The 13,497-nt window shown below is 25.0% G+C and carries 20 protein-coding genes, 1 other RNA gene and 2 pseudogenes; 9 read left to right on the top strand and 14 right to left on the bottom strand.

All coding sequences use genetic code 4. The features are described 5' to 3' along the window. Window positions 1–80: 80 nt before the first annotated feature. From recA to AC6I4F_RS03185, 4 genes are all read right to left on the bottom strand, one after another. Window positions 81–1,064 (bottom strand): recombinase RecA, encoded by a 984-nt coding sequence (gene recA / locus AC6I4F_RS03200; RefSeq protein WP_497874349.1) that lies wholly within the window; start codon window positions 1,062–1,064, stop codon window positions 81–83. A gap of 53 nt (window positions 1,065–1,117) precedes the next feature. Then, entirely contained in the window at window positions 1,118–1,579 is a 462-nt protein-coding gene (locus AC6I4F_RS03195; protein ID WP_497874348.1) for a CinA family protein, read from the bottom strand. Between the two features lie 47 nt (window positions 1,580–1,626). Beyond that, window positions 1,627–1,976: RNase P RNA component class B (gene rnpB / locus AC6I4F_RS03190), an RNA gene on the bottom strand. A 29-nt stretch (window positions 1,977–2,005) separates the two neighbouring features. Beyond that, window positions 2,006–2,323 (bottom strand): DivIVA domain-containing protein, encoded by a 318-nt coding sequence (locus AC6I4F_RS03185; protein ID WP_281749393.1) that lies wholly within the window; start codon window positions 2,321–2,323, stop codon window positions 2,006–2,008. A gap of 76 nt (window positions 2,324–2,399) precedes the next feature. Between AC6I4F_RS03185 and AC6I4F_RS03180 the strand changes: the two genes are divergently transcribed. After that, window positions 2,400–2,798, top strand: coding sequence for a Holliday junction resolvase RecU (locus AC6I4F_RS03180; protein WP_497874347.1), 399 nt, complete (start codon window positions 2,400–2,402; stop codon window positions 2,796–2,798). 59 nt (window positions 2,799–2,857) lie between these two features. On the opposite strand, the gene AC6I4F_RS03175 is transcribed toward AC6I4F_RS03180, so the two are convergent. Continuing rightward, the gene (locus AC6I4F_RS03175; RefSeq protein WP_353306633.1) at window positions 2,858–3,172 is read right to left on the bottom strand and encodes an HU family DNA-binding protein; all 315 of its coding nucleotides are present in this window, start codon (window positions 3,170–3,172) and stop codon (window positions 2,858–2,860) included. A gap of 397 nt (window positions 3,173–3,569) precedes the next feature. Between AC6I4F_RS03175 and AC6I4F_RS03170 the strand changes: the two genes are divergently transcribed. The 4 genes from AC6I4F_RS03170 to AC6I4F_RS03155 all read left to right on the top strand — a co-directional run bounded on the left by AC6I4F_RS03170 (window position 3,570) and on the right by AC6I4F_RS03155 (window position 6,043). Continuing rightward, window positions 3,570–4,427, top strand: coding sequence for a rolling circle replication-associated protein (locus AC6I4F_RS03170; RefSeq protein ID WP_497874346.1), 858 nt, complete (start codon window positions 3,570–3,572; stop codon window positions 4,425–4,427). Window positions 4,428–4,793: 366 nt separating this feature from the next. Beyond that, window positions 4,794–5,069: a hypothetical protein gene (locus AC6I4F_RS03165; protein WP_497874345.1), complete on the top strand. Its 276-nt coding sequence runs from the start codon at window positions 4,794–4,796 to the stop codon at window positions 5,067–5,069. A gap of 164 nt (window positions 5,070–5,233) precedes the next feature. Continuing rightward, window positions 5,234–5,533, top strand: a complete 300-nt coding sequence (locus tag AC6I4F_RS03160) for a hypothetical protein (protein ID WP_497874344.1) — start codon at window positions 5,234–5,236, stop codon at window positions 5,531–5,533. A gap of 69 nt (window positions 5,534–5,602) precedes the next feature. Next, window positions 5,603–6,043 (top strand): hypothetical protein, encoded by a 441-nt coding sequence (locus AC6I4F_RS03155; protein WP_497874343.1) that lies wholly within the window; start codon window positions 5,603–5,605, stop codon window positions 6,041–6,043. Here the strand turns inward: AC6I4F_RS03155 and AC6I4F_RS03150 are convergent. Continuing rightward, window positions 5,993–7,109: pseudogene (locus AC6I4F_RS03150) on the bottom strand (IS3 family transposase). The gene AC6I4F_RS03155 and the pseudogene AC6I4F_RS03150 overlap by 51 nt on opposite strands. Before the next feature lie 338 nt (window positions 7,110–7,447). Between AC6I4F_RS03150 and AC6I4F_RS03145 the strand changes: the two are divergent. Both AC6I4F_RS03145 and AC6I4F_RS03140 read left to right on the top strand, forming a co-directional pair. Then, window positions 7,448–7,645, top strand: a complete 198-nt coding sequence (locus AC6I4F_RS03145) for a PLP-dependent transferase (protein WP_497874651.1) — start codon at window positions 7,448–7,450, stop codon at window positions 7,643–7,645. After that, window positions 7,605–7,955 carry a PLP-dependent transferase gene (locus AC6I4F_RS03140; protein ID WP_497874650.1) on the top strand — a complete coding sequence of 117 codons (351 nt, stop codon included), beginning with the start codon at window positions 7,605–7,607 and terminating at the stop codon, window positions 7,953–7,955. The genes AC6I4F_RS03145 and AC6I4F_RS03140 overlap by 41 nt, the downstream gene beginning before the upstream one ends. A gap of 26 nt (window positions 7,956–7,981) precedes the next feature. Here the strand turns inward: AC6I4F_RS03140 and AC6I4F_RS03135 are convergent, their stop codons facing one another. Genes AC6I4F_RS03135 through AC6I4F_RS03125 form a run of 3 tightly spaced genes read right to left on the bottom strand, consistent with a single transcriptional unit; the run spans window position 7,982 to window position 9,462 of the window. Beyond that, window positions 7,982–8,929: a type I phosphomannose isomerase catalytic subunit gene (locus AC6I4F_RS03135; RefSeq protein WP_497874342.1), complete on the bottom strand. Its 948-nt coding sequence runs from the start codon at window positions 8,927–8,929 to the stop codon at window positions 7,982–7,984. A gap of 33 nt (window positions 8,930–8,962) precedes the next feature. After that, entirely contained in the window at window positions 8,963–9,154 is a 192-nt protein-coding gene (locus tag AC6I4F_RS03130; RefSeq protein ID WP_497874341.1) for a hypothetical protein, read from the bottom strand. A gap of 23 nt (window positions 9,155–9,177) precedes the next feature. Further along, on the bottom strand, window positions 9,178–9,462 hold the full coding sequence (locus tag AC6I4F_RS03125) for a hypothetical protein (protein ID WP_497874340.1): 285 nt from the start codon (window positions 9,460–9,462) through the stop codon (window positions 9,178–9,180). A 6-nt stretch (window positions 9,463–9,468) separates the two neighbouring features. Here AC6I4F_RS03125 and AC6I4F_RS03120 point away from each other — a divergent pair, with 6 nt between their 5' ends. Continuing rightward, on the top strand, window positions 9,469–9,612 hold the full coding sequence (locus AC6I4F_RS03120) for a hypothetical protein (protein WP_497874339.1): 144 nt from the start codon (window positions 9,469–9,471) through the stop codon (window positions 9,610–9,612). Window positions 9,613–9,792: 180 nt separating this feature from the next. Here AC6I4F_RS03120 and AC6I4F_RS03115 read toward each other — a convergent pair whose 3' ends face one another. From AC6I4F_RS03115 to tsaB, 5 genes and pseudogenes are all read right to left on the bottom strand, one after another. Continuing rightward, window positions 9,793–10,104: a hypothetical protein gene (locus AC6I4F_RS03115; RefSeq protein WP_497874338.1), complete on the bottom strand. Its 312-nt coding sequence runs from the start codon at window positions 10,102–10,104 to the stop codon at window positions 9,793–9,795. Window positions 10,105–10,131: 27 nt separating this feature from the next. Then, on the bottom strand, window positions 10,132–10,497 hold the full coding sequence (locus AC6I4F_RS03110) for a PTS fructose transporter subunit IIB (protein WP_497874337.1): 366 nt from the start codon (window positions 10,495–10,497) through the stop codon (window positions 10,132–10,134). A 108-nt stretch (window positions 10,498–10,605) separates the two neighbouring features. Then, window positions 10,606–10,941 (bottom strand): annotated as a pseudogene (locus AC6I4F_RS03105) (PTS sugar transporter subunit IIA); the annotation flags it as partial. Between the two features lie 147 nt (window positions 10,942–11,088). Then, window positions 11,089–11,931, bottom strand: a complete 843-nt coding sequence (locus tag AC6I4F_RS03100) for a MurR/RpiR family transcriptional regulator (protein ID WP_497874336.1) — start codon at window positions 11,929–11,931, stop codon at window positions 11,089–11,091. 50 nt (window positions 11,932–11,981) lie between these two features. Then, window positions 11,982–12,563 (bottom strand): tRNA (adenosine(37)-N6)-threonylcarbamoyltransferase complex dimerization subunit type 1 TsaB, encoded by a 582-nt coding sequence (tsaB, locus tag AC6I4F_RS03095; RefSeq protein ID WP_497874335.1) that lies wholly within the window; start codon window positions 12,561–12,563, stop codon window positions 11,982–11,984. Window positions 12,564–12,775: 212 nt separating this feature from the next. Here tsaB and AC6I4F_RS03090 point away from each other — a divergent pair, with 212 nt between their 5' ends. After that, window positions 12,776–13,489, top strand: coding sequence for a hypothetical protein (locus tag AC6I4F_RS03090; RefSeq protein ID WP_497874334.1), 714 nt, complete (start codon window positions 12,776–12,778; stop codon window positions 13,487–13,489). The last annotated feature ends 8 nt before the right edge of the window (window positions 13,490–13,497 follow it).

Raw genomic sequence — 13,497 nt, 5'->3', positions numbered from 1 at the left:
TTTTTCTTTTTTAATATCTACACACAAATAAGTAGGATAATAATCCTACATTAATTTTATCATGTTTTAAATATTAATTTTTAAAACATGATTCGTTTCTTAATTTGTTCTAAAAGAAAAGTATTTGCTTCTAAACTTTCTTTTGCTTTTATTTTTCCTTGTCCTAATTTTACATCTTCATAAGTGTATCAGCCACCAGATTTATTAATAACTTCTTTCTCAACAGTAATTGTAATGATTTCACTAATTTTTGAAAATCATTCTTCAAAACAAAAATCAAGAATTGCTGTTTTAAATGGTGGTGCTACTTTATTTTTTACAACTTTTATTTTTATTTTATGACCAATTATTTTATTACTTTTGATTAATTGTTCACCTTTACGTACTTTTAGTCTAATTGTACTATAAAAGCGTAATGCTTTTCCTCCGGGTGTTATTTCAGGATTACCATATATAATACCAACTTTTTCTCGAATTTGATTAATAAATAAAACAATACAATTAGTTTTTGCGATACTTCCACTAATTTTTCGTAATGCCTTAGACATTAATCGCGCTTGAGCACCAATTGTTTGAACATTCATATCACCATCAAGTTCAATTTGTGGAACTAATGCAGCTACTGAATCAACAACAATCATATCTAAAGCCTTTGATTTAACAAGAATATCTAGTATTTCTAATGCTTGTTCTCCTGAATCTGGTTGTGTAATTAATAAACGACTAATATCAACACCTAATTTTTGACTATATTGACGATCTAATGCATGTTCAGCATCTATAAATGCTATTCTACCATTTTGTTTTTGAACTTCTGCTAAAGACATTAATGCTAATGTAGTTTTACCTGCAGATTCTGGTCCATAAGCTTCAATAATACGACCTTTTGGAAAACCTTTAACACCTAAAATATCATCTAATAATATAATTCCTAAACTAATAACTTCAATATCACCAATACCACTATCACTTAGTAACATAATAGCACCTTTGCCAAATTCTTTTTCAATTTGCTTAATGGTCTTTTCTAATAATTGCTCTTTTTCTTTAATATTTATTTCCATAAAATCACCCTACAAAATATTAATAACTATGTAAGATAATTACTTTTTAAATTTTAAAAACTTAATAAATTTTTTTTTAAAATAACTACTGCTTTTGCTACTATAGTTGATCTAATTTCGTTTCTATTACCTGAAATATTTAACACTTCACATCAAACATTATCATTGATAACAATACCTACATATACTAAACCAACCGGTTTATTTTCTAGAGCATTAGGTCCTGCATTTCCAGTAAAACTAACAGCAATATTTGTTTTTAAAATTTTTTGTGTATTTAAAGCCATTTCTATAGCACATTGTTTACTTATTACACCATATTTTTCAATGGTTGTTTTTTTAATTTTAACAATATTGATTTTTGATTCATTAGTATACGTTATAAAACCACCACTAAAATATTTAGAAGCACCAGCAATACTAGTAATCTCTTGAGCAAAAAGTCCACCAGTAATACTTTCACAACAACTAATTCTAAAATTAAATTTATCTAATAAAACTAAAAGTTCAGTCATTTTTAAACCTTCAATCTAATATTTCAAATTGAAAAAAAGAAGAAAAAAATCATAAGCCACGTTCTGTTCTTGCTTCTTGCAAGTGCTAACCATTTATCTACTATTGTAAACAATAGTTCGGTTTATTATTCATTTCTAATAAACCAATGCCCCTACCTAAATTTGGGTTTCTCGCTTGTGGGGTTTATCTCGTTCCAACTTTTAAGTTTCCTTAAAACTCGTCTCTATGACACTTTTATAGACTAGAACCTTATTTAATAAAAAACTTAGGTTTTTGTCAGCCGTCAGAATTACTGCTTAGAGTTATCGTTTTCTCTAACACAAACATTACTTTCATCACAGAAAGTGCGAGCGTGGACTTTCCTCTACATACTAATGCAGCGATTAGCTCATTTTTTATTCTTTTAGAAGAAAATTATAACATATTTATTCTTCATGTACAATACTTTCTAATTTGCTTAATCTCGTAATAATATCAACATTTTCTACACCTTTTTCTTCTAATTTTTGTTTTTCTTGTTTTAAAACTAAAATTTGTGTTTTTAAAATATCAATTTCTTTAAGTAACTTGTAATTATTATTTTCTAAAATTGCATTTTGCTTTTTTAGTTTATTTACAAATTCTTCTAGTATTTCATAATTAGTAGCTACTAAATCAAGAAATAAATCTACTTCTTTAGAATCATAACCTTTATAATCAACAGTAAATTCTTTATCTATAATATCTTTTTTACAAATATTCATATTTATAACTCCTTTAATTAAAAGAAAAACTATTCCAAAGTTAGTAATATTCTATATGTAAGGGGGAATTAAAATAATGTTTTATGCTAACCACGGAATGTTTCTTGAAACTATAATTAATTATACTATTGAAATTATAAATAATGAAAAACAAGCACTAATTTTTAAACAAAATTCACCAATTTTATATCAAAACAATAAAATTTTTAAAGAAAAAAGTAATGTTGATTATCATGGAGTTTATCATGGTAAATATTTGTGTTTTGAAGCAAAAAGTACTAACTCTTTAACATTACCATGAAATAATTTTAAAAAACATCAACTTGAATACTTAGAAAATGCTTTTTATCTTAATGCTATTAGTTTTGTTATTATTTATTTTTCACAACATAATGCCTTTTTCTTATTTTTTTGAGAAAAATTAAAATTTTTAAAAGTTCAAAAAAAAGCACTGACATATAAAAAAATAGAATAAAATGGATATAAATTAGAAATTATATATCCATTTTATCTTGATTTTTTAAAATTTTTAATTTAAGAAGCTAAAGTTTCTGTTTGTTGATTAGTATGTTTTTTAAATTCAGAACTAGCTTTAAATTTAGGTGCTTTAGTAGCACTAATTACAATAGATTCACCAGTTTGGGGATTACGACCTGTTCTTGCTTCACGAATAATAGTTTCAAATATTCCAAATTTTGGTATATTAATTTTACCACCATTTGCAACTTCAACTTTTATCTCTTCAAAAAATAAATCAATAATATTAGTCGCTAAGGCAATTGTGACGTCAGACTTTTGCGCCACTATCTTAATAATTTCTGTCTTTGTTTTAGAATTACTTTTTGCCATAAAAGATTTCCTCCTAATGTTTTAAGAATTATAATTATAATGTCTATTATAGATATTATTATAACTACGTTATCTTCAAACCAATTTAAAAATGTTACTGGTCTGTAATCAAATTATATAGTAACATTTTATAAAGTGAACCATAAAATGTATTTTTTTTCTAAAAAAATGATAAAATTACTTTAGTTAAGTATCCTTTTTCACCGCAAGTGTAAACTTTGATACTTTTTTTATTATTTTATGATAAGATATATAAAGATTTATATTGATTTATAAATCATTCAATTTTATTAAAAATTATTGCACGGGATGTTTTATAAATGAATATTTCATATAATTTTTATGTTAAAAAAATTTTTATGCTTTTTATGTTAAGAATGTTGTTTTACCTATTGATATGTTAAAAAATGAAAGAAATAAGTTAGGTATAAAGAATATTGGTAATAATACTAAATTAAGAAATAATAATGTTCTTACTAAATGTAAATTAGTTCAAAAAGCATTACATAATTTTTATAATGCAAGGATTTTAAGTTTTTTAACTTTAACTTATCATAAAAATGAAACTGATATTAAAAAAGCAAAACATTATTTACAATTATTTTTTAAAAGTTTAAAACGTTGATGAAATAACCCTAAACGTTCTAAACATTTAGGTGAATTAAAATATTTTTATGTTTATGAATATCAAAAACGTGGTGCAGTTCATTTTCACATATTATTTAATCGTAAAATACCATATAGTATGATTACTACATGATGAACACATGCCGGTAATAATAAAGGTATTGATTTAAAAGTTGTACATAAAGGAACAAATGAATTTGTTGTTAAATATTTAAGTAAATATGTAACAAAAGTACAAGAAAATATTAAATCATTAAATCAAAAAGATGTTGGTATTCAAGCATATTCTTTTAGTCGTAATTGTAGAAATCCGCTTGTAGTTCGTGGTACTAAGACTTTAAGTTTACTAGAATTAGTACAAGCATGTAAAAAAGCAAAAGAATTTTATTTATTTAAAACAAAGCCAAATGAACAAGGTGTTACTAATTTAATTGGTGGAAGTTATGACTATGTTGCTAATAGTGATTATTTTAAAGATTTTAATTATTATGTAAGTTTAGAAAGTTTACGATTTAGGTATTGATTAAAAAATAAATTTAATAAAAATGATGTTTTAGATTTTCTTTATAAAGTTTTTAATAAAAGGAAAATTGAAAAAATATTTTTAAAAAAAAGAATTTTACATTAATTATATTTTTATTATTTTTTTGTAATATTTGTATTTTTTTGTGTTTTTGTTATACTTTAATTGTAGTAAGTATTATTGTTGTCCGTGCAAGGAATGATAATGCTTACTTTTTGTTTGTATATTTATTGATATTTTGATGAATTATGTTATTATATATTTATAAGTAAATATGTTTTAGATTAGTTTTTAAATAGTATTTAACTTATTTGAATTGGTAACAATTCCTTGCACGGGATAGTTAAATATTAATATTAAAAACTTTTTATTTATTAAATTAATTTTATAGTTATGTATTTTTAATTTAATTATTTATAATTGTTTGCCAATTCAATTTATATTTTATATAGAAAGAAGTTGGCAATTTTTATGTTTAAAGTTCAATTGGTTAATATTGATAAAAATAGAATGATACCGGATAAAAATAATCATGGTCAAAATTTGAAATTTGATGTTTTAACTTTTTTAGAAATTAATAAACAAACTAATATACCTACCGGTAAAGTAAGGAATAAATGATATAACCCGTTAGTAGTTAATGATTTTACACAATATTTACATAAACTTAGTTTTAAAGTTGGTAATTATTATGATTTAAAATTAGATTTATCCGGTACTATTTTAGATATTACTGAATGAAAATAATAATGTATAAATTAAAAATTAAATAAGGAGCTTATATATGGATTATATATTTTTCATTAAGCCCCAATGGATTAGATTATAATTCATATACAAGCTCCTTATAGTATATAAAGTAAGGAGTTTTATTTATGCATTTGTAATTAGAGCAAACTAGTAATTATACTTTGACTAAAATATTAAGAACTGGATTAAGTCCTTTAAGTCCTATGGTTGGTGTAAGTGCATATTATGGTCAATATTTAAAAGACCCAGTATTAGGTTCTATTAATTCTTTGTTATTTAGTAAAAAGTTAGGAATTTATATATGAAATATTAATCAAAGACCTACTATTAGAAATAAAGTGATTAATAGTTATAAAAAGATATTTTTAGGTTTAGGAACAATTGGTTTAATTAATTATGCAAAGTTTGTTCAATATGTAGATAAGTCAGTTGCTTTATTAAGAAATGAACCTTGTTTTTAGCTACCTTGCACTACTGAAAACCCAAAACCAACGTATTCACCATTTACAACTATTAAACCGATAATTGATGTGTTTTTTATAGATTTAGATACTTATATATCTTTAAATAGCTTTGGTATAGCGAATGTTATTAGTGGTTTAACTGAATTAATACCTAATAGGTTTCAAAATATAAGAAAGATAGCGAATATGGGAATTGGTGGTTGTTTGATTAGTAGTGGTGTTGCTATGGGTATTAATAATAATTTTAGTAATTATTTTGCTATTCCTACGATTATTGCCGGAGAAAGTGAGATTATTAATACTTTATTGTTACCTTTGGGAAGTACATATAATAATACAGATTTACAAGAAGTATTTACAGATGAAAGAGCAAGATTAATTAATGTTAGTGTTAGTGATTATCAAAGTACAAATGACAGTATTGTTGATATTGATTTAATGGAATGGCAACCTTTTTTAGGACTGTTTTTTGGTAGACATTTGTGCTTGGTGTTTTATGGGGGTTAAGTAGTTTAGAGTGCTGTGGATTCTTATGTTGTTGTATCAATTGATATAATCAAATAATTCTAATTTTAATTGGATTAATGATGTAAAATTTTTATCATTAATAAACTCTGTTTTGAAAGTTTTGAAAGTTGCTTCAGCAACAGCGTTATCATAAGGACAACCTTTTTTGCTTAAAGAGCGGGTAATATTGAAGGCTAATAAAAGTTTATCAATAGTTTTATTATTAAATTCATTACCGCGATCGCTATGAAATATTTGAATATTTTTTAAACAACGATTTGAGCACATAAATGCTTGATATACTAATGATGCATCTTTTTTAGTACCTACACTATGTTCAATAATTTCGCGATTGTGCAGGTCGATTAATAAGCAAATATAGTTTCATTTACCATTAACTTGAAAATAAGTTAAATCACTAACAATAACTTCATTTTTAAGCCTATTATTAAAGTCTCTATTAACAAGATTAGTAATTTGACTATCATTGACTTTATTATGATAATTTTTGTATGATAATTTAGTGTATTTTGATATTAAATTATGTTTATTCATAATTTTTTTAATTTTTCGTCTTGATAAATTAATTTTCTTTTCTTTTAGAACAACTTTTAATCTTCTTGTTCCATAAGCTTCTTTATTTTCTTTAAAAGCACTAATAACAGTTTCATCATACATATTATTTTGAATTTTATCTTTTTTTTTCTTGAAATTAAAATAATATGTTGATTTAGAGATTTTTAAAAAATGACACATTGTACGAATTTTATATTTAACTTTATTTTTAGTAATAATTTCTATTTTCTGCCTATTATTAGTGCTGCTTGCTTTAAAATATCATTTTCCATTCTTAATTGTTTTAATTATTTATTAATTCATTTTCTTCAATAGAACGGTTATCTTTGGTTTTAAAACTGCCTGAATTAGTAAATTGCTTAATTCAATTATAAGTAGCTGCTCTTGTAACATTGTACTCTTTAGCAAGACAAGACACTGACTTACCACTTTGATATAAAGCTACTATTTGTTTTTTAAATTCATCTGAATATGAGTTAATATTGGCCATAATTATAATTCCTTTCTTTTAACTAATTTGTTCAATTGTCTACGTAATTAGTGTCCAATAAAGTGTAACCCATCCACTTTTTTATTAAAAAAACATTTACTATAAAATAACAAAAAGATATTATAGTATTTTCATATAAAAATTGAATATTAGATTATAACTACTTTTTTAAAACAAGATTGTTAACATTAATCTAAGATATTTATATACTTTAATAAAACTTGCTACCTTTATTTTATATAAAAAGTAGTTTTAAAATAGAAATTAAATGGAAATAAAATAAAAATAAAATAAATTTATATCTATAAAGAGATAATTATGACAAAAATCTAAAAAAAATAAAGGAAATTCGTTTTGAAGGATTAAAAGATTTAACAGGAGCAGTATTATCACCTCATGATGCCTTTCTTGTTTTAAGAGGACTATCAAATTTAGAATTACGATTATGAAGAACTTGCAAAAATGCAAGAATAATTGCAGCAAGATTAAAAGAACATCCTAAGATTAAAAAAAGTATTTTATCCTGGACTAACTAATTCAGCAACAGAACAAGTACTTTATGAACAACAAATGAAATTACCGGGAGCAATGATTAGTTTCGAATTAAAATGTGGATATGATGGAGGAATCAAACTATTAAATAATTTAAAATTAATAATTTTGGCAGTTTCTTTAGGTGGAGTTGAGTCATTGATTGAACATCCTGCTTCAATGACGCATTCTACTTATAATGCACAAGAATTAGCAGATGCAAATATTTCAGAAGGTCTTGTTCGTCTTTCAATTGGTATTGAATATGTTGAAGATTTATGAAATGATTTGGAACAAGCATTAAAAAAACTATAATAATTATTTATATATAAAACAATTTATTAGCAATATGCAACCATCAATAACATGTTTCCACTTAAACAAAAATCAGTATAACCATTTGGTAAAATAAATGAGTCACCTTTTTTAATACTAGTATCATCAATTATACCATTACCATCTAATACTGAGATTTGCAATCATCTAGTATTAGGATAACTATAATGCTTAATTCCCTCGTTAATTAATTTAATTAACTTAAAAAACTTATTATCAACTAAATAATTATCATGACCATTAGCTTCACTACTATTTAAATCAGGAGTTAAAACAATAGTTGATGCTTCTTTCAAATGCAAATTTCGTAAATTACCAAGTTCATCTTTACGACCATAATCATATAAACGATATGTAATATCTGATGATTGTTGTAGTTCAAAAACCATAGTATGTGCCAATAAGCCATGAATTTTTAGAGAAGGAACATAAATAAATTGATCTTTTTTAATTGTAATATATTTTAATAGTTTATGTCATTGTTCTTTTACCAATCATTGATTAAACTGATCTTTGGTTTTAGCATTATGACCCAAAATAACTTTACCTTTGGGTAAACATTCTAATATATACCAACATTCAGTTTTTCCTAAACATTGATGATTTTTTTCTGCGAATTTATCATCAGGGTGAATTTGAACGCTTAAACTATCATTTGCGTCTAAAATTTTTGTTAACAACGGATATTCTTTATTAATCACATTACCTGAACTATCAAGATTAGCAAATAAACTGGGTTGCTGTTTAAACAATTCTGCTAAACTTAATCCCTTATACTCGCCATTTAAAACATAACTCATTCCATTGGGATGAGCACTAACTAATCATGCTTCACCAATTGGTGTATTTTTAGGTAAATCAAAATTAAATTTGTGTGCTAATTTTTGACTACCTCATAATTTGTGAATAAAAGCAGGTTTTAAAAAAATTATTTGTGATGTGCTATTATTCATATTCACTCTCCTAAACTTTGATTATTTGTTCAATTAAACTTTATTTTTACTATTTTTAGATTTAGATTTTTTACTATTAAATATTTTCGTGATTATTTCATTCATTAATTTAAAAACCTTAATATTACGTGATTGAATAATTAATAATCCACCATATACTAAACAAGTAACAATAATTCCAACAATAATGGCTAAAAAGAATAAAAGAATACTTACCCAAAGCACATAATTAACTTAACTAACTGCGCCTAAGATAGCAACAACAGGACCGCCATGACCCGCACAGCATAAGTTAATAAAAAAGCACCAGCAATAATACCAGCAACAGCGCTACCAATAATATTACTAATAATAGCACGTTTTGAATCTCTTACTGCAAAAGGAATCGCACGACCAGAAATACCAATACACCCCATTAACATTGCTGTTAAACCTAATGTACGTTCACTTTCATTAAAGAATTTACGAAAAATCAAAGTTGTTAAACCCATTCCAAGTGGTGCAACAGGAATAGCTGCAGCTACTGCTCCCATAAATAATTGTGAACTAGGATCAGCAGTTATCGTTGTGAAGCTGCTAAAAAAGCAACTTTGTTAATTGGACCACCCATATCAAATCCAATCATGGATCCTAGCAACATTCCAATTGCTGCCATTGCTTCACGTGGCATGTTACTACAATAGGAATAAAGAAAATCGGCATAATTGGAGCAATAGTCTTTGGTACTTTTCAAGTAATAATTCATCTTACTAAATATCCAACACTTGGACCAATTAATAATGCTCCTAAAAATCCAGCAGAAACCTTTGGCTCTAAACCAGCAATTGGATAAACTAATCCTTCTGTATTAGCAACATATGCACTTACACCATTGCCGGAACCAAGGCGGCACGTCCTGCAATTAAATTAGCGATAAAACCAGCTAAAATTGGAATCATTAATGTAAAAGCAATACTTCCATCTTGATTCATAAAATAAAGAAAATGATTGTGTGGTAACTTGGAAATATCAAAATCAGCACCATAAAATGCTTTAGCAATACCAATTGATAATGCTAACATAATTCCACCAAAAACAACAAATGGAACCATATAGCCAACACCAGCCATAATATGTTTCATAATTCCTTGTTTATCAGTAGTAAATAAATCATTTGATTTATTTACTTTTTCCACTTTTTGTCCCGATTCTTACTTGTTTATTTAATAAGGTTTTGCGTTAGCAAAAGCATCATTAACAATACTTTCAGGATTTTTAATGATGCTTTCAGGATTTTTAATAACTTTGCTAATTTCTACTTTATATAATGGTTTATTATTAAAACGTTCTAATTTTAAATCTGCAACACCGGCCGATACTGCAATAATAACTAAATCAGCATTGGCAATATCAGTTGCTGTAAAAGCACCTTTAATATCAATACTACCATGAGTTTCAACTTTAATATTATAGCCTAAATTTTTTGCAGCAATTTCTAATTTATCTTGTGCAATATAAGTATGTGCTACCCCAACTGGACAAGCAGTAATTGCTATAATATTTTTAGTTTTTTTCGAAGAACCTTTCATATTTTCACTAATAGTTTTACCACTAGTTTCAACATTAGGTTTATTATTAATATTTAGTGATTGAATAATTACTTTTTTATCTTTTGAATTAAATAATATTGATTGAAATTACGGTTTTGTTAATCTTTGTGCCACTTTTGATAAAATTTCCAAGTGTTTATTACCAGCACTTTTTAGCGGCACAATTAAAGCAATTATTGCTTTAACGGGTTTTTCATCTAGCGCTTTCCAAGGAATTGGGGGTTTAAAACGAATAATAAAAATTCCTGATTTAACAATATCTTCATTACGAGCATGCGGCACAGCAACACCATCACCAAAACAAGTAGTTCCTTCTCCTTCTCTTTGTAGAAAACTATTAACTAGTGATTTTTCACTAATATTTTTTTTCAAAAAACCTAATTTTTTAGCAGAAGTTGCTATTTCTTGAAAAGCTTCTGCTTGTGTTTTAAAATCAGATTAAAGAAAAAAGTGTTCTAATGTCAAAATATCATCTTGTTTAGACAACATACTTCATCTCCTTACTTAATAAATATTCATGACATAATATTAAATTATTATTTTTAAAAAACAATTTTTTTATTTAAAAAATTAATTAAATTTTTTAATTACTTTATTAGTTTTAATTCTATTTTCTAAATATCAACCTTTATGCTTTGATTTTAATAAATATGTTGTTACTAAATCATTAAAATAAGTAATAGCAAATAATGGAGAAATAAATATTTCTTGTGCTTCATAAAGTCCTGAAGAAACAATATTAAATGTTCAATCAGCATAAGTCACTAATTCAGTTTTATCTTGTGATGTAACAACTGCAATTTTAGCATTATTCTTTTTAGCAAGTTTAGCTGCTTCAACAATAGTAGCGGTTTTACCTGATAATGAAAAAAGAATTATTACATCTTCTGGAATAATTAAAGAAGCATGCATTAAAATACTATCATCATCTTTATTTAAATAGATTGATCGTAAACCAAACCGATATAATTTATTTGATAAATCCTCCGCACCTAAACCAGAATGACCAATGCCTGCTAAATAAATACAAGCTTTACGATTATCATCTATTCAATTAATAAATCTTTGTAATTCCTCATAATTAATCGTTGAATCATTTAAATCCATCAGTTTTTTATAATGTTCTTTTAAAACACTACGATCACCAAAAAACTCACGATTTAAAGCTTTGAAAGTAGTTTCTTGCGCAGCTAAACTAATGATAAATTCACGATAACCTTTAAATCCCAACTTCTTAATTAAATTATAAACAACACTATAACCAACAGTATTTTCTTTAGACAAAGAACTAATAGTAACTTTATCAATTTTTTGACTATTCTTATTAATATAGTTAATAATAACTTTTTCTTTTTTTGTGAAATTATTTTCTTCCTTTGATACTCTAGATCAAAAATTATCATTGATAAGCATGTAAAAACTCCTTTTTAAACTAATGTAAAATATTTAAATATTATTATTTTTTAATTATGTGATGAAAATGGATCATTAATATAATATGGTTGCAAATCTTCCATGTTTTTTACTTCGATAAAATATGGTGACAACTTTTGAAAATTTTCCACAATATTACACTTTTCTAAATTTTCAATTATTTTATAATCTAGTAAATCACTAATAATACCAATTTTAGCATTTTCATCTACTAATTGCGGCTGAATAATTATTTTTCCATTATCACATACGGCCAAATAACTTTTATTATTGTATGCTGACAAAACACTTATTGATTTTATTAATCCTGCCTGTAATAATAAACTATTAATAGTAAAAACCGTTAAAAAAATATTCAAAACTTTAAGTGTTTTGACAAAAGTAATTGCTACTCTAATTCCAGTATAACTGCCAGGACCATTTGCAATAACTACTTTTGAGATATCTTTTAATTTTATTTTACATTTTACAAGTAAATTAGTAATAGTTGGAATTGCCAATTCTGTTTGTTTTTGTCAAGCAATAAATGATGAACTTGCTAAAATTTTATTACCTTGCAAAATCACCACTGTTAATTTGTTATTTGTTGTATCTAAATATAATTGATACATAACATCACCTTATTATTTCATTTAGTTGCTATTAATAATTTTCTAATATCTTACATACTTATTATAATATCATGTATAATGTAATTAAAATAGAAAAAATATAGAATTGTGAGTTGATCCATATGGGAATAAGAAAAAATATAGGATTTAAAAGTAATTTTTCTGATTTTTTACTTTGATCTGGAATAATTATTGCTGTTATAGGTCTAATAATGCAATTTGCAATAGTTTTAATTGATTATAAACCAATAACAGTTGGAACACCTAATCCTCATAATTTATGAACTCCAGATGGCCCATGAGTTGGTATTTGAACAATGATTTCTACCTTTACTATTCAATCAAATTTTTTAGTTTTTCTTTTCTTTTGTTTTGTATTAACAAATCGTTTTCATGACAATCGCGCACAATTTGTTTTTGGGCGATTTTCATTAGCAATTAGTGTTTATATTACCGTAACTCTTATAGTATTTTTTGTTGTATTATTTAAACCAATGATAAATAATTTAGATAGTAATAATAGTATTAGCATATTAAATTTTATAAATACATTTTTATTACATTTAATAGTACCAGTGATAGTGATTTTATATTTTATGTTTTCTGCTGGTAAATACTACTGAAAACTCGGAAAACAAACATATCTTTGAATACCAATTATTTCTATTTACATGTTTGCATATTTAGGTTATGCACTTGCTAAAGGAAATTTTGTTGGTTTTTTAAGAAAAGGAACGACAGAAATTGATTATTCATTTCCATATCCATTTTTAGATTTTCATAAAAGTTTAACTACTTTCTTTATTTATATCTTTGCAATTTTAATCTTATACATAATTTTGATGTTACTTTTTACTCTTTATAATAATATTCTTTATAAGAAAAATAATAAACCAATAGTAGCTTTAAGAGATACAAATTTTTAATGTAAAAT

The sequence above is a fragment of the Spiroplasma ixodetis genome (assembly GCF_059729505.1).
This window is presented reverse-complemented; position numbering and strand designations above follow the sequence as displayed.